This window comes from Promicromonospora sp. MS192, from assembly GCF_049532985.1.
Lineage (GTDB): Bacteria > Actinomycetota > Actinomycetes > Actinomycetales > Cellulomonadaceae > Promicromonospora.
In genome coordinates, this window is the sequence record NZ_CP186693.1 from 649,983 (window position 1) to 669,135 (window position 19,153).

16 protein-coding genes are annotated in these 19,153 nt (G+C 72.8%); 7 read left to right on the top strand and 9 right to left on the bottom strand.

The genetic code is table 11. The features are described from left to right. Positions 1-117 precede the first annotated feature (117 nt). Entirely contained in the window at positions 118-678 is a 561-nt protein-coding gene (locus tag ACO229_RS02915; RefSeq protein ID WP_397417619.1) for a helix-turn-helix domain-containing protein, read from the top strand. A gap of 148 nt (positions 679-826) precedes the next feature. Continuing rightward, positions 827-2,560, top strand: coding sequence for a CocE/NonD family hydrolase (locus ACO229_RS02920; RefSeq protein WP_423463695.1), 1,734 nt, complete (start codon positions 827-829; stop codon positions 2,558-2,560). Positions 2,561-2,585: 25 nt separating this feature from the next. On the opposite strand, the gene ACO229_RS02925 is transcribed toward ACO229_RS02920, so the two are convergent. From ACO229_RS02925 to ACO229_RS02935, 3 genes are read right to left on the bottom strand one after another with little or no spacing between them, the layout of a single operon-like run. Next, positions 2,586-3,260 (bottom strand): response regulator, encoded by a 675-nt coding sequence (locus tag ACO229_RS02925; protein WP_423463696.1) that lies wholly within the window; start codon positions 3,258-3,260, stop codon positions 2,586-2,588. After that, positions 3,257-4,435 carry a histidine kinase gene (locus ACO229_RS02930; protein WP_423463697.1) on the bottom strand — a complete coding sequence of 393 codons (1,179 nt, stop codon included), beginning with the start codon at positions 4,433-4,435 and terminating at the stop codon, positions 3,257-3,259. Before ACO229_RS02930 ends, ACO229_RS02925 begins: the two co-directional genes overlap by 4 nt. After that, a complete protein-coding gene (locus ACO229_RS02935; RefSeq protein WP_423463698.1) occupies positions 4,432-5,265 on the bottom strand; it encodes a lysostaphin resistance A-like protein in 834 nt (277 codons plus the stop codon). Before ACO229_RS02935 ends, ACO229_RS02930 begins: the two co-directional genes overlap by 4 nt. Before the next feature lie 145 nt (positions 5,266-5,410). Here ACO229_RS02935 and ACO229_RS02940 point away from each other — a divergent pair, with 145 nt between their 5' ends. Next, positions 5,411-6,070 (top strand): uracil-DNA glycosylase family protein, encoded by a 660-nt coding sequence (locus ACO229_RS02940; RefSeq protein ID WP_397417610.1) that lies wholly within the window; start codon positions 5,411-5,413, stop codon positions 6,068-6,070. Here the strand turns inward: ACO229_RS02940 and ACO229_RS02945 are convergent. Beyond that, on the bottom strand, positions 6,015-6,638 hold the full coding sequence (locus tag ACO229_RS02945) for a VOC family protein (protein WP_423463699.1): 624 nt from the start codon (positions 6,636-6,638) through the stop codon (positions 6,015-6,017). The two genes, ACO229_RS02940 and ACO229_RS02945, sit on opposite strands and share 56 nt — an antisense overlap. A gap of 156 nt (positions 6,639-6,794) precedes the next feature. On the opposite strand from ACO229_RS02945, the gene ACO229_RS02950 reads away from it, so the two are divergent. Genes ACO229_RS02950 through ACO229_RS02965 form a run of 4 tightly spaced genes read left to right on the top strand, consistent with a single transcriptional unit; the run spans position 6,795 to position 12,483 of the window. Beyond that, the gene (locus ACO229_RS02950) at positions 6,795-8,099 is read left to right on the top strand and encodes an ABC transporter substrate-binding protein (protein WP_423463700.1); all 1,305 of its coding nucleotides are present in this window, start codon (positions 6,795-6,797) and stop codon (positions 8,097-8,099) included. A gap of 52 nt (positions 8,100-8,151) precedes the next feature. After that, on the top strand, positions 8,152-9,081 hold the full coding sequence (locus ACO229_RS02955; RefSeq protein WP_423463701.1) for a carbohydrate ABC transporter permease: 930 nt from the start codon (positions 8,152-8,154) through the stop codon (positions 9,079-9,081). Beyond that, positions 9,078-9,980, top strand: a complete 903-nt coding sequence (locus ACO229_RS02960; RefSeq protein WP_423463702.1) for a carbohydrate ABC transporter permease — start codon at positions 9,078-9,080, stop codon at positions 9,978-9,980. The genes ACO229_RS02955 and ACO229_RS02960 overlap by 4 nt, the downstream gene beginning before the upstream one ends. Before the next feature lie 46 nt (positions 9,981-10,026). Further along, complete coding sequence (locus ACO229_RS02965) at positions 10,027-12,483, top strand: TIM-barrel domain-containing protein (protein WP_423463703.1); 2,457 nt, start codon at positions 10,027-10,029, stop codon at positions 12,481-12,483. 269 nt (positions 12,484-12,752) lie between these two features. On the opposite strand, the gene ACO229_RS02970 is transcribed toward ACO229_RS02965, so the two are convergent. From ACO229_RS02970 to ACO229_RS02990, 5 genes are all read right to left on the bottom strand, one after another. Beyond that, positions 12,753-13,772 carry a LacI family DNA-binding transcriptional regulator gene (locus tag ACO229_RS02970; protein WP_423463704.1) on the bottom strand — a complete coding sequence of 340 codons (1,020 nt, stop codon included), beginning with the start codon at positions 13,770-13,772 and terminating at the stop codon, positions 12,753-12,755. An 83-nt stretch (positions 13,773-13,855) separates the two neighbouring features. Then, on the bottom strand, positions 13,856-15,880 hold the full coding sequence (locus tag ACO229_RS02975) for a glycogen debranching N-terminal domain-containing protein (RefSeq protein WP_423463705.1): 2,025 nt from the start codon (positions 15,878-15,880) through the stop codon (positions 13,856-13,858). After that, on the bottom strand, positions 15,877-16,749 hold the full coding sequence (locus tag ACO229_RS02980) for a carbohydrate ABC transporter permease (RefSeq protein ID WP_423463706.1): 873 nt from the start codon (positions 16,747-16,749) through the stop codon (positions 15,877-15,879). Before ACO229_RS02980 ends, ACO229_RS02975 begins: the two co-directional genes overlap by 4 nt. Further along, on the bottom strand, positions 16,746-17,858 hold the full coding sequence (locus ACO229_RS02985; protein ID WP_423463707.1) for a carbohydrate ABC transporter permease: 1,113 nt from the start codon (positions 17,856-17,858) through the stop codon (positions 16,746-16,748). Before ACO229_RS02985 ends, ACO229_RS02980 begins: the two co-directional genes overlap by 4 nt. Before the next feature lie 6 nt (positions 17,859-17,864). Next, a complete protein-coding gene (locus ACO229_RS02990) occupies positions 17,865-19,121 on the bottom strand; it encodes a sugar ABC transporter substrate-binding protein (protein ID WP_423463708.1) in 1,257 nt (418 codons plus the stop codon). Between the last annotated feature and the right edge of the window lie 32 nt (positions 19,122-19,153).

A 19,153-nucleotide genomic window follows, 5' to 3' on the forward strand; every position in this document is an offset into this window, starting at 1 on the left:
GTGGAGCTGGTGTTCGTAGAATGCGGCTGCGGCCGGCTCCTCGGCCGGACCACGCACGGTGAGCACTATATTGCTCACTGAGGGTGGATGTCGACGTGCCGGTGAGGCGAGGGGTGCATGGCGGAGCGGATCAGGCCCGAGGTGGCGGTCCTCGTGGGCCGGCGCATCCGCGCCCTGCGGTCGGGTGCGGGGCTGAGCGTCGCCCGGCTGGGGGAGCTCAGCGACGTCAGCCGCCGGATGCTCACGCAGATCGAGCTCGGCCAGGCCAACCCCAGCCTCGCCACGGTCGACCGCATCGCCTCGGCGCTCGGGACCACGTTCCCCGCTCTGGTCGGCCTGGCCGGCGAACCCTCGCCCGACGGAGTCCTGGTGTGGTCGACGCCGAACGGGAGCTGGGCCTACCTGCTCAAGTCGACCGAGACGAGCGAGGTCTCGGTGGAGCTGTGGAAGTGGCACATCGTCGGTGACGACACCTACCAGACGGCGCCCGAGCAGGGCGCGCCCGACTCGATGGTGCACGTGCTGCACGGGCGGCTGCGCCTCCGGTCGAGCACGGCCGAGCTGCACGTGGACGAGTCGGAGTCGGCGCGCATCGTCAACGACCCGGCGTACGCGTTCGGGACCGCCGCTGAGGCGACGGACTTCCTGTGGGTGGTGATGATCCCCCGCCGGGGGTGACGGGACCTGCCGGCACCACTGACAGATGTCACGCCGAAGACGTGACGTGACGGCACTGTCGGACGGGTGAGATCTCGGGTGTGATCGTTGGTGCCGGGCAGCTGCACGCCGCCCCCGGCGCGACCCGCACCCGACCTCGGAGATGCCCATGAAGAGATCACGCACCACAGCAGGTGCCGCCTCGGCGCTCGCCGCCGTCGTCGCGCTCACGGGAACGCTTGCCGTCCCGGCGGCCACCGCGGTGTCCGGTGCCGGGACACCGGGCCGTTCGGCGGTGGCTACGGCTGACGACGCGGTCACGCACGACGAGAACGACCGGGTCCCGGAGGGCGCCGCCTGGACGCAGCACTACTTTCCCTCGTCCGACGGCTCCGACGTCGAGCTGCACGCCGACGTCCTGCTCCCCGAGGACCTGGGCGCGGACGAGCAGGTGCCGGTGATCCTGTCGGCCGGCGCGTACTTCGGGCACTCGGGCGAGCTCGCGGTCGAGGGGCATGCGCACACCGGTCCGTCGGGCCGGTTCGGCGACCTGGTCGAGGGCATCGACCTGTTCGACCGGGGCTACGCCCTGGTCCTGGTGGACGTGCGGGGCTACGGCGGGTCCACCGGCTGCCTCGACTTCGTCGGGCCGGGCGAGCAGGCGGACGTCGCCGCGGCGATCGACTGGGCCGCGGAGCAGCCGTGGTCCACCGGCGCCGTCGGCATGTACGGCAAGTCGTACGACGCTACCACCGGCCTGGTCGGCAACAACCTGGACCAGGATGCGCTCAAGGCCGTCGTGGCCCAGGAACCGATCTGGGACATGTACGACCGCGTGCGATCGAACGGCGTGCCGCGCCAGGAGGGCATCATCGCGCCCGGCACGTACAACACGATCGCGACGCTGCCGCAGCTCCCGGACGACGACGAGCGCTACCGGGAGAACTCGACGTACGAGCAGCGGCACCCGGAGTGTCTCGCGGCCAACACGTCGAACACGTTGATCGCGGACCCCGGTACCAGCTACTGGAGGGACCGAGACCTGGCCCGCCAGGCGGCCGGGAGCGACACGCCCCTGTTCGTCACGCAGGGCTTCCTCGAGTGGAACACCCGGCCCGAGGGCATGGCGGAGTACCTGGCCAACCACGAGGGTCCCCAGCGGGGCTGGCTCGGTCCGTGGGACCACGTGCGCGGCAACGACCGTGACCCGGACGGGACCCTGAAGATGGGGCGTGAGGGCTGGTTCGACGAGATCGGCGCGTTCTACGACCAGTACCTCAAGGGCATCGAGCCCACCACCGGCTACCCGGCCTTCGCGGTCCAGGACAGCACCGGCGCCTGGCGCGGCCAGGACACGTGGCCGGTCGTGGAGCGCACCGCGCGGATCCGGCTCGGGGACGGTTCGTACGTGGACGACGGCGGCCCGTCGGAGGAGCAGGACGGCGCGCGCTCCAGCTACGTCGTGTGGTCCGCGCCGGTCGAGCAGGCCACGCGCGTGGTCGGGGCGCCGAAGGTCGCGCTCCGCGCCCAGGGGACCGGCAACGTGCTGGTCGAGCTCCACGACGTCGCCCCGGACGGCACCGCCGTCATGTTCGACGAGCAGGCCGCCGTGCTGGGTCCGGGCCGCCTCGACCTCGACCTGGAGCAGACCGACTGGACGCTTGCCGCCGGTCACCGGCTGGCGGTCGAGATCGGCTCGATCCAGGGCGGCTCGTGGATCGACACGCCGTCGGGCCAGACGATCCGGGTCACCGACGCGCGGCTGGAGCTGCCGCTGGACGACCCCGCCGACGACGTGCCGACGGCCGGCGGGCGCGCGACGTGGCTGGACGCCTACGTGGCCGCGTACACCAGCGAGCTGCCCGTGGGAGGGGCGGACTTCAGGTTGCCGCCGGTCGGTTGACCGGCACCTGGTCACCCGGCCCGGGTCAGGTGACCAGGCCGGTGCGGTAGGCGTGGACCACGGCCTGTACGCGGTCCCGCAGGCCGAGCTTGGTCAGGATGCGCGACACGTACGTCTTGACCGTCTCCTGGCTGATCACCAGCCGCGTCGCGATCTCCCCGTTCGACAGGCCGTCGGCGATCAGGCGTAGCACCTCCAGCTCGCGCGGGGTGAGTCCGGTGTCGCCGGGTTCGTCCCGCGCCGGACGGATCCGGGCGGCGTACCGGCCGACGAGCTGCCGGGTCACCTCCGGGGCCAGCAGAGCGGCCCCGGAGGCGACCGTGCGGATGCCCTGCAGCAGCTGCGCCGCCGGTGCGTCCTTGAGCAGGAACCCGCTCGCCCCGGCGCGCAGCGCCTCGTACACGTACTCGTCCAGGTTGAACGTGGTCACCACCAGCACCTTGACCGGTCGGGCCACCCCGGAGCCGGCGAGCAGCCGGGTCGCCTCGATGCCGTCCAGCACCGGCATGCGGACGTCCATCACCACGATGTCGGGCCGCAGCTCGTGGGCGAGCTCGACGGCGGTCCGCCCGTCCCCGCACTCGCCCGCCACCTCCATGTCGGGCTGCGCGTCGATGATCGTCGTGAACCCGGTACGGATCAGCATCTGGTCGTCGCACACCAGCACCCGCAGCGGTGCGGCCGGGGAACCGGCGGTCACGAGGCGCTCCCCGTGGGGATGCGCGCCGACACGACGAAGCCGCCGTGGGCGTCCGGGCCCGCGCCGAGCTCGCCGCCCAGCGCACCGACCCGCTCCCGGAGCCCGGCCAGGCCCCGCCCGCCCCGGCCCGGCGGACGGTTCGCCACCGGACCCGGCGAACCCTCCCGTGGTCCCGGCACCGCTGTCACGACCTCCACGCCGATCTCCCTCTCGTCGTAGTGCACGTCCACCACCGTCCGGCTCCCGCGCGCATGCTTCAGGGCGTTCGTCAGCGCCTCCTGGACCACGCGGTACGCCACCAGCTCCGCGCTCCCGCTCGCCGGCGACGGCGAGCCGTGCTCGGCCAGCTCCACGGGCTGACCCGCGCGGCGCGTCTGCTCTACGAGCGCGTGCAGGTCACCGGTCGACGGCGCCCGGGCCGGCCCGTCGTGCCCGGGATCCAGCACGTCGAGCAGGTTCCGCAGGTCGGCGATCGCGCGCCGGCCCGTGTCCGTCACGGCGTCGAGGGTCTGCTCCAGGCGGTCCGGCGCCGCCGTCAGGTACCGCGCGGCCTCCGTCTGCACCACCATGGCCGTCACGTGGTGGGTCACCACGTCGTGCAGCTCGCGCGCGAGGCGGGTGCGTTCGGCGGCGCGCGTGTCCTCCGCGACCCGGAGCCGGCGCTCCGCCTCGGCCGCCCGCGTCGAGCGCAGCCAGGCGCCGATGCCCCAGGTGAGCACCAGGGCCAGGAAGAACGTCACGTACTCGTCCGGCCGTTCCGTACCGCCGCGCCGGTCGAGCGCCACCGCCAGCACCGCGTACCCGGCGCCGAGCGCACCGGCCACGGCGAGACGGCGTCGGGCGAGGTGGGCGCCCGTGCTCACGAGCGCGACCGCCAGCGCGTTCCCGGCGAACGACGGGTAGGCCAGGAGCTGGGCGAGCGCGAACCCGGACGAGACCAGGGCGACGCACGCCGCGGGCCACCGCCGTCGCACGGCCAGCGGCAGGCACTGCAGGGCGATGGCCAGCACCGCCCACGCGTCGACCGGCCGGGCCGGCAGGCCACCGACCTGGGTGCCGTAGTCGCGCAGCACCGGCACGAAGGCCGCCGCGGCGAGCCCCAGGGCGAGCGGCAGGTCCCGGACGGTGACGTCGAGCCGGTGCCACCGGTCCAGGACCGGCCTCAGATCGATCACCGGGGGAGCGTAGCGGTCACGTCCGTCCGTGCGGCCCGCCGCAGCGGCACGATCCGGCCCCGCCGGTGGGCCACCACGAGGAACACGGCGGCCGTCACGACGCAGAACACCACCGAGTACAGGCTGCCCTCCGGGCCGAAGGTGCCGCCCGTCACGAGCACGTGCCCCGACGTCGTGGCGTCGAGCAGCCCCTGCGGGGTGTCGTTGCCGGAGACCTCCGTGCTGAAGATCGCGCTCCCGGCCACGTTCCAGCCGAGGTGCAGGCCGATGGGCACCCACAGCCTGCGCGTGGCCACGTACGCCGCGGTCAGCATGCCGCCCGCCTCGATCGCGATGGCGATCGCACCCCACAGGGTGGCGTGCGGGTTGAGCAGGTGCGCCAGCCCGAACAGGAGACCGGTGGCCGCCAGGGCGACCCAGGTTCCGGTCCAGCCCTCCACCACCCGGAACAGGACACCCCGCCACAGCAGCTCCTCGGTCACGGCAGCGGCGGCCATGAACCCCAGCAGCCCCAGTGCGCTCGACGGCGACCCCAGGCCGTGCACGGTGTAGCTGCCGAGAAAGGCGAGGTTCACGATGACGAGGGCGAACAGGCCGAGGCCGAGCAGCGTGCCCCGGACGAGGGCGGGCGCGGCACCCCGGAGGGCCGCCTCCACCACGGCTCGGCGCTCGGTCAGCCGCACCACCCACCGGTAGACGACGACGCCGACCACGGCCGTCGCCAGGCCGACGGCGAACGTCAGCCAGGGGTCGTCCTCGACCGCCACGAGGGCCTGTCCACCGAGGAGCGAGACGGCCACGACCGCCACGAGCTGCCACACCAGACGCACGATGACTCCTTCGCGAGAGGCCGCGGCGGGTGCGCCGCGGGCTACCCGGAACGCTAGGGAACCGGGCCCCGCCAGGTCGTCACCGCACGGTGGACACCTGCGGGTAGCTCGCACGGGGGACAGTCACGGGGCCAGACTGGGCCGGGTGCAGACCACCCTCGACCGCATCCGCGCCGAGATCGCCGCCCACCCGTCCAACGCCTGGGCCCGCGACCTCGGGTACGAGCCGCTCTACACCGCGGGGCCGGGCGCGCGGATCGCCCTCGTCGGCCAGGCCCCCGGCCGCAAGGCACAGGAGAGCGGCGTGCCGTGGAACGACGCCAGCGGGGTGCGGCTGCGCGCCTGGCTCGGCGTCGACGACGCCCAGTTCTACGACCCGGACCGGTTCGCCATCCTGCCGATGGACTTCTACTACCCGGGCAAGGGGGCGTCCGGCGACCTGCCGCCCCGCAGGGACTTCGCCGCCCGGTGGCACGGGCAGATCCTCGCCGAGCTGCCTCACGTGGAGCTCACGATCCTGGTGGGCGCCTACGCCCAGAAGTACTACCTGGGCTCCCGCGCGAAACCGACGCTGACCGCGACCGTGCGCGCCTGGGCCGAGTACCTGCCGGCGGACATCCCGCTCGTGCACCCCTCCCCGCTCAACTTCCGCTGGCAGGCCAGGAACCCCTGGTTCGAGGACGAGGTCGTGCCCGCCCTCCGGGCGCGGGTGGCCCAGGCGCTCGCGGCCGGCGGTCGAGGGGCCGCGGTCAGCCGCCGTGGCTCACCCGCGCCGGCTCCCACGCGAAGCCGTCGGGGTCGGTGACGGTCCCGAGGTCGCCGTGCACGACGAGCCGGTGCGAGCCCGAGCCCTCCGGCGGCACCCCGGCGTCCTTGGCCAGCGCGCGGTGCTTGTACAGACCGAACCCGACCCGGCCGGACCCCTTGCCGAAGTCGACGTAGGAGCCGAAGCTCTTGCCCACCGTCAGGCCGTGCTCCACGTAGAACGCCTTGCTGGTCCGCACGTCCGCCACCCCGACCAGGAGCACCACCTCGTCGATCGTGCGGGTGACGGGGGCGGAGTCCTTCCGGGCGGACGTCGCGACCTTCCAGATCGCGCCGTCGGGCGCCTGGACCACGCCGCCGTGGCCCCACAGGGACGTGGCCACCGGCTTGAGCACGGTGGCGCCGGCGGCGACCGCGGCGTCGAACAGCGCGTGGACGTCGCCCGGCTGCGCGGCGACGAGGGACAGGTGGTACCCGCGGAACCCGGACGTGGGTGCGTCGGTCTCGCGCAGGTGCAGGATGTCGCCCAGGTCGAAGGCGGCGTCGTAGAAGGAACGTGCCGAGCTGAGGTCGGTCACCTCGAGGGTGACGGAGTCGATGTGTGCCATGCCGTCGACGCTAGGCGGCGCGCACCGGCGGGGGCTTCTCGATTCCTGACCGGATGCGCGGGCCGGGGGACGAGACACGTTTGACGGGTCATTTACAGCGCTGTAAATTCCGACGGTCGCCGCGAGCAATGGAGTTCGAGCAATGGGAGATGCAGCGTGAGTCCAGGTGTGAGTGCAGGTTTCAGCCGTTCCGTCCCGCTGAGCCGCCGGTCGTTCCTGGCCGGCTCGGCCGCACTGGTCGCACTGGGTGCAGCGGGCTGCGCGTCGCCCACCGGGTCCTCCGGTGGGGGCACCACGCTGCGCTTCTACGAGCAGAAGCAAGAGGTCATCGCCTACTTCGACGAGCTGCTGCGCCGGTTCGAGAAGGAGCGGCCCGGCATCACCGTGGTGCACGACTCGACCGTGGCCATCGCGCCGCAGTTCGTGCGCAACGAGCCCGCCGACGTCGGTTGCTTCAACGACAACCTGGAGCTCGCCCGGTACATCAAGCGCGGGGTGCTCGGTGACCTGTCCGACCTGCCGTCGGCGCAGACGGTCCGGACCGACATCGGCGAGCTGACCGACCAGTACGCGACCTACCCCGGGCGCACGAGCGTGCTGCCGTACTCGCTCGCCGCCGCGGGCGTCATCTACAACAAGAAGATCTTCCGCGACCACGACCTGCCGGTGCCGGAGACCTGGTCGCAGTTCGTCGACGTGTGCGAGGAGCTCAGCCGCGCCGGGATCACGCCGGTCTACGCGACCGACCGTGACACCTGGACCCTGTGGCAGGGCCTGTTCGACTACTCGGTGGGCAGCCTCGTGGCGCCGGGGGAGTTCTTCGCGCGGATGAAGGAGCTCGGTACCGAGGTGGGTCCCGACTCCGAGGTGTCGTTCGAGAAGGACTTCGCCGTGCCGATGGAACGCGCCAAGACCGTCTCGTCATACTTCAACCCGGACCACGCGGTGCGCGCCTACGCGGACGGCAACCTGGCGTTCGGCAAGGGCGAGGCCGCCATGTACCTCCAGGGGCCCTGGGCGCTCAGCCAGATCGCGCTGGTGGACCCCGACCTGGAGATCGGCACGTTCCCGCTGCCGGTCTCCGAGAACCCGGACGACCGGCAGGCCCGGGTCAACATCGACCTCGGCCTGTGGATCCCGACGGCGTCGCAGCACCAGGAGGAGGCGCGCGAGCTGGTCGAGTTCCTCATGCGGCCCGACATCATCAACGCCTACAACGCCGACAACCTCGCCTACTCGACCCTCAAGGACGCCCCGCCGCAGCGTGACGAGCGGCTGGCCGGGCTCCAGGAGTACGTGGACCGCGCGGCCTTCTACCAGGGCGCGGGCACGTTCGTGCCCACGTCGATCCCGCTGGGCAACTACCTGCAGTCCGCCATCCGCAGCGGCAACTTCGAGGGCATGCTGCGCCAGCTCGACGCCGACTGGCGCCGCCTGGCGGGACGGGGCGCGACCGTATGACTGGCACAACGTTGTATCACCTGGAACCTGCCCGGCTCGACGAGGAGCGACGATGACCGCACAAGCCGCACTGCCCCTGCCCACCGCGGAGGGAGGGCGAGGAGACCGGCACCGGTCGGGCGGCCGGCGCGTCGAGCCGGTCTTCTACCTGTTCCTGGTGCCGACGCTGCTCGTGTTCACGGCGTTCGTCGTGGTCCCGGCGCTGATCGGCATCTTCTACAGCCTCACCGACTACGTCGGCTTCGGGGACTGGTCGTTCCTGGGGCTGCGCAACTACGCGGCGCTCTTCAGCGACCCGCGGATCCTGGAGTCCTACGGGTTCACGCTCGGGTTCGCACTGGTCACCGTGGTCGTGGCGCAGGTGATCGCCCTGGCGCTTGCCGTGGCGCTGTCCCGGCGCATCCGCTTCGTGACCACCCTGCGCACGGTGTTCGTCATCCCGATGGTGGTCTCCGGCATCGTCGTGGCCTACGTGTTCAACTTCCTGTTCTCCAACTCGCTGCCCGCGATCGCCACGGCGGTCGGGTTCGGGCCGCTGGAGGAGAGCATCCTCGGCAACCCGGACCTGGCGTGGCTGTCCATCGTGATCGTGTCCGCGTGGCAGACCATCCCCGGCGCGCTGCTGGTCTACACCGCCGGTCTCACCTCGATCCCCGGCGAGCTGTACGAGGCCAGCGCCCTGGACGGCGCCTCCCCGTGGCGGCAGTTCCGGTCGATCACCGTGCCGCTCATCGCGGGCTTCATCCTCATCAACACGATCCTCGGCGTGAAGGGCTACCTCGGCGTCTACGACGTCATCGTCGGTCTGACCGGCGGCGGTCCCGGCACGTCGACCAGCAGCGTCGCCATGACGATCTTCGGTGGCTTCACCGGCGGCGACTACGCCTACCAGATGGCCAACGCCACGGTCTTCCTGATCGTCACCGCGCTCATCTCCGTCGCCCAGATCGTCGCCACCCGAGGAAGGGCGGTCCAGCTGTGACCACCGTCGACACGACCCGCGCGGCCGCGCCGCGCCCCGCCGTCCGCCCCGGCAACCGGCCCGGCGCCAGGGGCCGGGCCCACCGCACCAACTGGCCGCTGACCGTTCTGCTCTGCCTGGCGACGCTCACGGTCTTCGTGCCGCTCTACGTCACGCTGTCGATGGCGTTCAAGACCAGCGCGCAGTCCGCCGACGGCAACGCGTTCTCCCTGCCGGCGCCGTTCAACCCGGCCAGCTTTGCCGAGGCGTGGTCGCTGACCCGGTTCCCGGTGTCGTTCGGGATCTCCGTGGCGGTCGCGGCGATCGCCGTCGTGCTCACGCTGCTGCTGAGCTCGCTGGCGGCCTACGCCATCGCGCGGAACTGGTCCCACCGGTCCTTCCGCTGGTCGATGATCTACCTGCTGGTGGCGCTGTTCCTGCCGTTCCCCGTGGTCGCGCTGCCGCAGATCCAGCTCACGGCGCTCACCGGCCTGGACAACCCGCTGGGCGTGGGGATCCTGCACGCCATGTTCCAGCTCTCGTTCAGCGTGCTGCTCTACACGGCCTACCTGCGCTCCATCCCCGTCGAGCTGGAGGAGAGCGCCCGGATCGACGGCGCGAGCACGGGGCAGATCTTCTGGCGGATCATCCTGCCGCTGCTCGGTCCCATGAACGCGACGGTCGGCATCTTCGCCTTCCTCGCCTCGTGGAACGACTTCATGATGCCGTCGCTCATCATGTCCGACCCCACGCTGCAGACGCTGCCCGTGGTGCAGAACATCTTCCAGAGCCAGTTCGGCACCAACTACAACGTCGCGTTCGCGTCGTACCTCATGGCGATGGCGCCGACGATCGTCGTGTACCTGTTCGCGCAGCGCTGGGTGATCAGCGGCGTGACGCAGGGCGCCGTCAAGCACTGACCCCCGGCCGCCGCACCACCCGCACCACCGACTCCCGAGGAGCCACATGTCTCAGACCGTCGACAGCCTGCCCGCCGTCCGCCCGCTGCCCGACGCCGCCCCGCACGCGCGGCCCGAGCAGCAGGTGCTCGGCGCCGGCTGGCGGATCACCGTGCTGACCGAGGGCGTGTTCCGCGTCGAACGGTCGGCCGACGGGGGCTTCGAGGACCGCGCCTCGACGTTCGCGATCCGCCGGGACCTGCCGCCGGCCGAGTTCGCCGTCGAGCGCGTGGGGGACGGCGTCGTGGTCACCACGCGCCGCGCCCGCCTGCGGTACGACGGCGGGGAGTTCTCCGCCAGCGGGCTCGTCGTCGAGGTGCTGGGGCGCGACTCCGGGCGCTGGCGGTACGGCGAGCCCACGCGCGACCTCGGCGGGACCGCCCGCACGCTGGACGACGTCGACGGCCGGACCGACCTCGAACCGGGCGTCGTGGCGCCCGACGGGATCGGCGTGATCGACGACTCGGCCTCGTTCCTGTTCGAGGACGGCGGCTGGGTGGGCTCCCGGGTGCCCGGCCGGCAGGACCTGTACGTGTTCGTGCACGGCCGCGACTACGCCGACGCCGTCGGTGACCTCTACCGGGTCTCCGGCAACCCGATGCGGCTGCCGCGCTGGGCACTGGGCAACTGGTGGAGCCGGTACCACCCCTACAGCGACGAGTCCTACCTGGCGCTGATGGACCGGTTCGACGAGGAGGGCGTGCCGTTCTCCGTCGCGGTGATCGACATGGACTGGCACCGCGTGGGGTCGGTGCCGCCCGAGTACGGCAGCAGCTGGACCGGGTACTCGTGGGAGCCCACGCTGTTCCCCGACCCTGCGGCGTTCCTGCGCGCCCTGCACGAGCGCGGCCTGCGCACCACGCTCAACCTGCACCCGGCCGACGGCGTCCGCGCCTTCGAGGACGCCTACCCGGCCATGGCCCGCGCCCTGGGCGTGGACCCGGACAGCGGGCAGCCCCTCGGGTTCGACCCGACCGACCCGGCCTTCCTGCAGGCCTACTTCGAGCACCTGCACCACCCGCTGGAGGAGCAGGGCGTCGACTTCTGGTGGATCGACTGGCAGCAGGGCCGCACCTCGGGCATGCCCGGCGTGGACCCGCTGTGGGTGCTGAACCACTTCCACCACCTCGACGCCGCGCGCGACGGCCGGCCGGGCATGACGTTCTCCCGGTACGCCGGACCCGGCAGCCACCGGTACGCGGTCGGGTTCTCCGGCGACACCGTGGTCTCGTGGGCGTCGCTCGCGTTCCAGCCGGAGTTCACCGCGACCGCGGCCAACATCGGCTACTCCTGGTGGAGCCACGACATCGGCGGCCACACCCGCGGCGTGCGGGACGACGAGCTGGCCACCCGGTGGGTGCAGTCCGGCGTCTTCTCGCCGATCATGCGGCTGCACTCCGCGAACAACCCGTTCATCCGCAAGGAACCGTGGCAGTTCCCGCCGGAGCACCGTGCCGCGATGACCGATGCGCTGCGGTTCCGCCACCGCATGGTGCCCTACCTGTACACGATGAACCACCGTGCGGCGGCGGGCGTGCCGCTCGTGCGGCCGATGTACCACCTGGAGCCGCGCCGGCACGAGGCGTACGGCGTGCCCAACCAGTACGCGTTCGGCAGCGAGCTGCTGGTCGCGCCGATCACGACGCCGCGGGACGCCGCGTCCCTGCGGGGGAGCGTGCGCGTGTGGCTGCCCGAGGGGCTGTGGACCGACATCTTCACGGACGCCGTCTACCAGGGCGGGCGCACCGTCGAGATGCACCGGACGCTGGGTTCCGTCCCGGTGCTGCTGCGCGAGGGCGGCATCCTGCCGCTGGACGGCGGGACCGACCTGGACGCCACGCGCAACCCCGAGGCGCTGGAGGTGCTCGTGGCACCGGGGGCGTCGGGAGAGCTCGTGCTGGCGGAGGACGTCGAGGGGGACGATTCGCCGGGCGGCGGCGGTCGGGTCGACGGCGCGGGGTCGAGCGCAGCGGGCGGTGTCGCCTCGTCCGGCGCTGACGGGCCGGCCGCGACCACCGTGCTGCGGTGGGACCGCGAACGCGGCGAGCTCCGCATCGAGCCTGTGCGCGGCGACGCTTCGGCGGTGCCCGCGCAGCGGGAGTGGACGCTCACGTTCCTGGCCGGTGTCCCCGCTGGCCCGGTCACGGTCGACGGCCTCCCAGTCCCGGTGGACGGTGTCGACGGCCGCTGGAGCGTGCGCGCGTCGGGGCCCGTGACCGGCGAGATCGTCGTCCGGGTCGCGGGCGGGCCGCTGCGGGTCGGCGCGGACCGGACCGAGGCGGCGCGCGTCGTCCTGGAGAGCGCGCAGTGGGGCAACCCGGAGAAGCTGGAGGCGTGGGACGTGGTCAGGAGCACGCGTCCGGTGGCGCAGAAGATCGCCGAGCTCACCGCCGTGGACCTGCCGGAGACGGTGCGCGCGGCGCTGGTGGAGCAGCTCGCGGCGGTCGACCCGGCGGCGCGCTGAGGGGCTGCCCCGGCGGCGCGCGTCGGGCTGCCCCGCTGGGGCGCGTCGGGCTGCTCCGGCGTCGGCAGTTTGCTTCGAAGGTCGGCAGTTTGCATCGAAGTCGGCACAGGCCTGGACCGACTTCGAAGCAAACTGCCGACCTGGTTGAGGGGAGTGCCGACCTGGGCGGGGGAGCGCCGACCTGGTTGAGGGGAGTGCCGACCTGGGCGGGGGAGCGCCGACCTGGTTGAGGGGAGGGCCCATCTCGCCGGCGGGGCCACCGGGGTTGCTCAGGGCGTGAGCTCCGGGGCGCTCTCGCGGAACTCGATCCGGTGGCCCACCGTGACGTGGCGGCCCGGGCCCGCGTAGCCCTCCAGGCGTTCCAGCAGCAGGTCGAGGGCCTGCTCGGCGAGCGCCCGGGTGTCCGGCGCGACCGACGTCAGGCTCGGTGCGGTGCTCGCACCCAGCTCGATGGCGTCCCAGCCGATCACCGCGACGTCGCCCGGGACGTCCAGGCCGTGCCGGCGCAGGGCGCGCAGGGCGCCGATCGCGGCGAGGTCGTCGCGGCACAGCAGGCTGTCCAGCTGCAGCCCGGCGTCCAGCGCGGCACCGAGGGCCTCCTCGGCGTCGCGGGCGTCGCCGTCCTGCCGCCGGGTGACCAGCAGGTCCGGGTCGACGGGCAGGCCCGCCTCGGTGAGCGCGGCGCGGTAGCCCTCCATCCGCAGCCTGGAGGTCCACGAGATGTGGTCGGTCTCGTGGCCGAGGAAGCCGATGCGGCGCCGTCCCGCGCGCACCAGGTGCCGGACGGCGTCGCGGGCCGCGGCGACGTTGTCGATCGCCACCTGGTCCGCGCCGTGGGGCTGGGGGTCCTCGCCGAGGAAGACGATGGGCAGGCCGTGCCGCTGGTCGTCCAGGTCGCGAGCGGCCAGGACCTGCGGCTGGAGCACCATCCCGTCCATGATCCCGTGCTCGGGGTCACGCAGCACGGACCGCTCGCCGTCCGCCGTCGCGCCCGTCTCCGCGAGCAGCAGGCGGTAGCCGCGTGCCTCGGCGACCCGGGCGAAGACGTGCGCGAGCTCCGCGAAGTACGGCCGCCGCAGGTCGGGGAACGCGAGCCCGAGCATGCTCGACCGTCCTGTCGCGAGGCTGCGGCCGCTGCGGTTGGGGCGGTAGCCGAGCTCGTCGATCGCGGCCTGCACGCGCTCGCGCATCTGCGGGCTGACGTGCTGGTAGCCGCGCACCACGTTGGACACGGTCTTCATGGAGACCCCGGCATGACGAGCCACGTCCTGGAGGGTCACCCGGTTCATGACGAAAGATTACCTTTGGCGTGCCGGGGCACACGGAGAGGTCCGCCGCGCGACGTCCGCGGCGGACCTCCGGGGAGTCCGGGTCAGGCGATGACGTCGTCTGCCCGCGCGCCCGCCACCGCGAGGCAGGTGACCGCCGCCGCGGCCGACCACGCCTGCGGGCGGCAGGCCGCCGGGTAGGGCGTGGGCACACCGGCGCGGGTGGCCCGGTCGCCGGCGTGCAGCTCCGGGACGCGGTAGGCGAAGCCCTCGGCCGCCGCCAGCAGCCCGTCGACCGCACGCCGGGCGTGGCCGGCGAGCCCTGCCCGGTGCATGCCGTGCACGGCGATGGCGGTGTCGTGCGTCCAGACGCTGCCCCCGTGGTACGACAGCGGCCAGTACCCCGCGGCGTCCGTCGACATGGTGCGGATGCCGAACCCGGACGACATCGTGGGGCCGAGCAGCAGACCCGCGACGTGCTCCTCCTCGGCCGCGTCCAGGATGCCGGTACCGAGCAGGTGCCCGATGTTGCTCGTCAGCGTGTCGACCGGCCGCTTGTGCCGGTCGAGCGCGACGGCCGGGTACCGGCCTTCCGGGGTCTCGACCCAGTACGTCTGCGCGAACCGGGTGCGCAGGTCCACGGCCCAGGCCCGCAGGCGGTCCGGGTGCAGCGGGTCGTCCGCCGTCGCGCCGCCCGCCGTCGCCCCGAGGGTCTCCAGGATCTCGGCGCCCGCGAGCGCCGCCTCGTAGGCGTAGCCCTGGACCTCGCAGAGCGCGATCGGTCCCTCGGCGAGGCTGCCGTCGCGCCACTGGATGGAGTCGCCGGAGTCCTTCCAGCCCTGGTTGGCCAGGCCGCGGCCGGTGCGGTCGATGTAGTCGAGGAACCCGTCGCCGTCGCTGTCGCCGTGCTCGACCAGCCAGGTCAGGGCGCCGCGGAGCGCGGGCAGCAGGGCGGTGACCTCGTCGTCGGGCATGCCCGCGCGCCAGGCGTCGGCGAGCAAACAGACCCAGAGGGGGGTGGAGTCGACGCTGCCGTAGTACAGCGGCGGCAGGACGATGCCCTCGCCCGGGATCTCCAGCGGTGCGGCGCGCAGCTCGTGCAGGATCTTGCCGGGTTCCTGGGCGGTGCCGACGTCGTGCGTGGTGCCCTGCAGCCGGGCGAGCACGCGCAGGGTGGAGGCCGCGATGCGGACGTCGACGGGGAGCGCGAGCCGGGCGGCCCAGATCGCGTCCCGGCCGAAGAGCGTGAAGAACCAGGGCGCCCCGGCGGCGAAGAACTCGTCGCCGGGCTGGTCCGGCAGGGTCAGCCGCAGGGCGTCGAGGTCGTCGAGGGCGGTGTCGAGCCAGCGGCCCAGGCGGGGATCGGCGTCGGCGGGGAGGGTGGGCCGGCTGCCGTCGGTGGTGCCGGCCGGGCGGCCGGGCCAGGTGCCTCCGGCGCCCCGGACGACCAGGGCGTCGTCGTGCAGGTCGAGGGTCCAGGCGGCCTCGGCGCTGCCGCGGGCCGGGACGTCGAGCGCCCAGGAGGCCACGATCTCGCCGTCCGCGGCGGTGGTCACGGTTGCGCCGTCGGCGGTGAGGGTGAGCGATCGGGTGCCCGAGGCCGCCGTCGCCGTGCCCGGTGCGGTGGTGACGGCGAGGTCGTGCCCGGGCTCGTCCGTGGCACCGGCCGGGCCGGCCAGCCCGGCCTTGACCTCGTGCAGCGTCGTGAAGTCCGGGCGCAGGCGCAGGCGGAGCGTGACGCGCGCCGGCTCGGTCAGGTGGGAGGCGACCGTCCAGGTCTCCGTGAGCGACCCGTCCGTGACGCGCCGGTCGCGCACGAGGCGCACCTTGGGGTCGGGCTGGGCGTCGTCCGCACCGCGCAGCAGCCCGCCGAACACCACCCGCGAGGCGCTCTCGGGCGCGACGGAGACGTACTCGACGGCCGACTCCGCGCACTCCAGCACGAGGCCGCGCACGTGCCGGACGTCGCCGTGGTAGACGCCGTCGACCGGCGCGGCGCCCAGGTCGCCGTCGCGGCCGGACCAGACCTGGGTCGGGGCGCGCAGCGCGATGACGGCGTCGTCGAGCAGCGGCTGGAGGGGCCGGGTGGTGGGCGGCGTGAGGCTCGGCGTCATGCTGGACGTCGTCATTCCTTGACGGCTCCTTCGCTGGTGTTCATGATGCGCCGCTGGAACACGAAGAACACGACCGCCACGGGGATGGTCATGATCGCCGCGGCGGCGAGCTTGATCGGGTACTGGCTGCCCTGGCTGAGCTGGCCGCTGGCCAGGGAGGCGACGCCCTTGGTGAGCGTGGTCAGCTCGGGGGACTGGGCGGAGACGATGAAGTGGCTCAGCTCGTTCCAGGAGCCCTGGAACGACAGGATGACGATGGTGACGAGCGCGGGCCGGGCCATGGGCAGCACCACGGACCAGAAGATCCGGAAGGTGCCGGCGCCGTCGATGCGGGCCTGCTCCTCGACCGAGGCCGGGACGGACTCGAAGAAGTTCTTCATGATGAACACGCCCGCCGCGTCCACGAGCAGCGGCAGCACCATGCCCGCGTACGAGTCGTAGATGCCGAGCTGGTTGATCACGAGGAACTTGGGGATCAGCAGCACCACCGTGGGCACCGCCATGACGGCCACGAGCGCCGCGTAGACCACGCCGCGGCCACGGAAGCGCAGCCGGGCCAGCGCGTAGCCCGCCAGGGAGTCGAAGAACACGCGGCCCGCGGTGACGAGCACCGTGACGACGGCGGAGTTGGCGAACCAGACCGGGAAGTCCGATCGCAGGAACAGGCGCCCGTAGGCCGACCAGGTCAGCGGGTCGGGGACGAGCGAGACCGGGTCCGCGGCGGCGTCCGCCTCGGTCTTGACGGACGTCGCGAGCTGGACCAGGAACGGGTACACGTAGACCAGCGCCAGCAGGACCAGCAGCGCGTAGAGGCCGACCTGCCACGTCAGGCCCGTGCGCGACAGCCGGCGGGTGCGCAGCGGAGGGCGGGCCGGGGCGCTCATCGGGCGGCCCCCGGGGACGTGGCGCGGCGCCGGGCCCGGCGGGGGACGTCGGGGCGTTCGCGCAGGACCCACCTCTGCAGGATGGTCAGCAGCACGATGATGACGAACAGGATGAACGCGATCGCGGCGCCCTGGCCCCACTCCTGCGACAGGAACGCCGACTGGTAGCTGAGGTAGGCGGGCGTGAGCGTCGTCTTGCCGGGGCCGCCCTGGGTGCCGGTGTAGATCTGGTCGAACACCTGCCAGCAGCCGATCAGGCCCAGGGTCAGCACCGTGAACAGCGTGGGCCGCAGCTGGGGGAGCGTGATGCGCCAGAACCGCTGCCAGCCGTTCGCGCCGTCGACCATCGCGGCCTCCTCGACCTCGGGGGCGATGTTCTGCAGGCCCGCGACGAACAGCAGCATGAACGTGCCGCTGGTGGTGAAGATCGCCATGAGCACGAACGCGGACATCGCGACCGAGGGCCCGGCCAGCCAGTCCCACCACGTGAGGCCGAGAAAGCCGTGCTGCGTCAGGGCGTCGGGCCCGGACCGGATGCCGAACGCGGCCAGCAGGTTGTGCAGCACGCCGCTCGGCTCGTTGAACCAGTTGGGCCCGGCGACGCCGACCCGGGCGAGGACCGTGTTCACCACGCCCGACGTGGAGAACAGGAACAGCCACAGCACCGTGATCGCCACCGAGCTGGTGACGGACGGGAAGTAGAAGGCCGTCCGGAACACGCCGCGCCCCCGCAGCACCGCGCGGTTGACGAGCACCGCGAGGAACAGGGCGAGCGCCGTCTGCAGCGGGACCACCAGCAGCACGTACCAGGCGTTGTTGCGCAGCGCGACGCCGAAGTCGCGCTCGGCCAGGCCGCCGCCCGTGGTGACCGCCGCGTAGTTGTCCAGCCCCACGAAGCCGACGCCGGACGACAGGGGGCTGCCGCGCCCGGACCAGTCCGAGAAGCTGACCCAGAGCGCCATCAGGACCGGGACGAGCAGGAACACGCCCAGGATCACGAGCACGGGCAGGGTGAAGAGCCATCCGGCGACGGCCTCGCCGTGCCGGATCCCGCGAGGGGACCCGGCACGGCGGGGTGCGGCGTCACGCGGCGACGCGAGAAGGGACATGCGTGCCTACTCGGCGATCGCTTCGAGGTTCGACTGCGCCGTCTCCAGGATCGTCTGCGGGTCACCGGACTCCAGCGACTCGAGCTGCGCGTTGAGGTCGGTGATGACGTCGGTCGCTCCGGCCCAGTTCGGCGGGAACTGTGCGTACGCGGCACCGTCGAGGAAGGCGGTGAGGTCCGGGTTGGCGGCGCTCCAGTCGGCCGCGGCCGAGTCGATGGACGGCATCGGGCCGAACGCCTCCGAGAACGCGAGCTGCTGCTCGGTGCTCGTCAGGTGCTCCACCAGGCTGAGGGCAGCCTCCTGGTTGGGGCTGTCGGCGGCCATGCCCCAGCAGTTGGTGAACTGCAGCGTGCCCTGGCCGGCGGGTCCGGCGGGCAGCTCGGCGACCTGGTACTCGATGTCGGGGAAGTCGTTCGTCAGTGCCCCGGTGACCCAGTTGCCCTCGACGACCATGGCGGCCAGCCCCTTGCCGAGGGCCTCGCCGCCCCAGCCGGCGCCGAGATCTGCCGCGTACGCGAACGTGCCGTCCTCGAGGTGGCTCTTGACGTAGTCCAGGCCCTCGACGCTGCCCGCGCTGTCGGCCACGGGCTCGCCGTCGACCACGAGGCCGCCGCCGGCCTGGGCCATGAAGGTGCCCACGCGCTGGTACTCGGCGCCGAACGAGAGGCCCACCTGGTCGTCGGTGGTGAGCTGCTCGGCCACGGCGGCCAGCTCGTCCCACGTGGTGGGGATGTCGGCGTCGGTCAGGCCGGCGTCCGCCCAGAGCTGGGTGTTGATGACGAGCGCCAGGGTCGAGAAGTCCTTGGGCGCGCAGTAGAACGTGTCGTCGACGGTGAAGTTCTCCACGAGCGACGGGTAGAAGTCGTCCTTGTTCGCCAGCAGGTCGCCGTAGGGCTGCAGCGAGCCGTTCTCGGCGTAGCCCGCGATGGCCTCGGGCGCCAGGTAGAACAGGTCCGGCGGGGAACCGGCCGCGAAGCCCTGCGAGAGCTGCTGCGGCAGGTCGGAGGCGACCTGGACCTCGGCCTCGACGCCGGAGTCGGCGGACCAGGCCGCGACGGCCTCGGTGACCGCGTCGGTCTCGGCGTCGCCGGACGACCCGATCAGGACCGAGAGCGCGTCGTCGGAGCTGGTCAGCGCGCTCGTGGTCGGGTCGCCCTGGGCGGGCTCCTCGAAGCCGGAGCCGCCGCAGGCGGTGAGCGTGAGCATACCGGCCGCGAGGAGCGCGCCGGCGCCCGCGGCCTTGCGCGAGATGGGCCGTGTCATTTGTCTCTTCTCCCTTGACGAGTCCCGTGACG

Excerpts from the sequence above, each read along its gene's own strand:
- ACO229_RS02965 (WP_423463703.1), top strand. The coding sequence starts at position 10,027 with ATGTCTCAGACCGTCGACAGCCTGCCCGCCGTCCGCCCGCTGCCCGAC.
- ACO229_RS02920 (WP_423463695.1), top strand. The coding sequence starts at position 827 with ATGAAGAGATCACGCACCACAGCAGGTGCCGCCTCGGCGCTCGCCGCC.
- ACO229_RS02980 (WP_423463706.1), bottom strand. The coding sequence starts at position 16,749 with ATGAGCGCCCCGGCCCGCCCTCCGCTGCGCACCCGCCGGCTGTCGCGC.
- ACO229_RS02985 (WP_423463707.1), bottom strand. The coding sequence starts at position 17,858 with ATGTCCCTTCTCGCGTCGCCGCGTGACGCCGCACCCCGCCGTGCCGGG.
- ACO229_RS02990 (WP_423463708.1), bottom strand. The coding sequence starts at position 19,121 with ATGACACGGCCCATCTCGCGCAAGGCCGCGGGCGCCGGCGCGCTCCTC.
- ACO229_RS02915 (WP_397417619.1), top strand. The coding sequence starts at position 118 with ATGGCGGAGCGGATCAGGCCCGAGGTGGCGGTCCTCGTGGGCCGGCGC.
- ACO229_RS02975 (WP_423463705.1), bottom strand. The coding sequence starts at position 15,880 with ATGACGACGTCCAGCATGACGCCGAGCCTCACGCCGCCCACCACCCGG.
- ACO229_RS02970 (WP_423463704.1), bottom strand. The coding sequence starts at position 13,772 with ATGAACCGGGTGACCCTCCAGGACGTGGCTCGTCATGCCGGGGTCTCC.
- ACO229_RS02945 (WP_423463699.1), bottom strand. The coding sequence starts at position 6,638 with ATGGCACACATCGACTCCGTCACCCTCGAGGTGACCGACCTCAGCTCG.
- ACO229_RS02955 (WP_423463701.1), top strand. The coding sequence starts at position 8,152 with ATGACCGCACAAGCCGCACTGCCCCTGCCCACCGCGGAGGGAGGGCGA.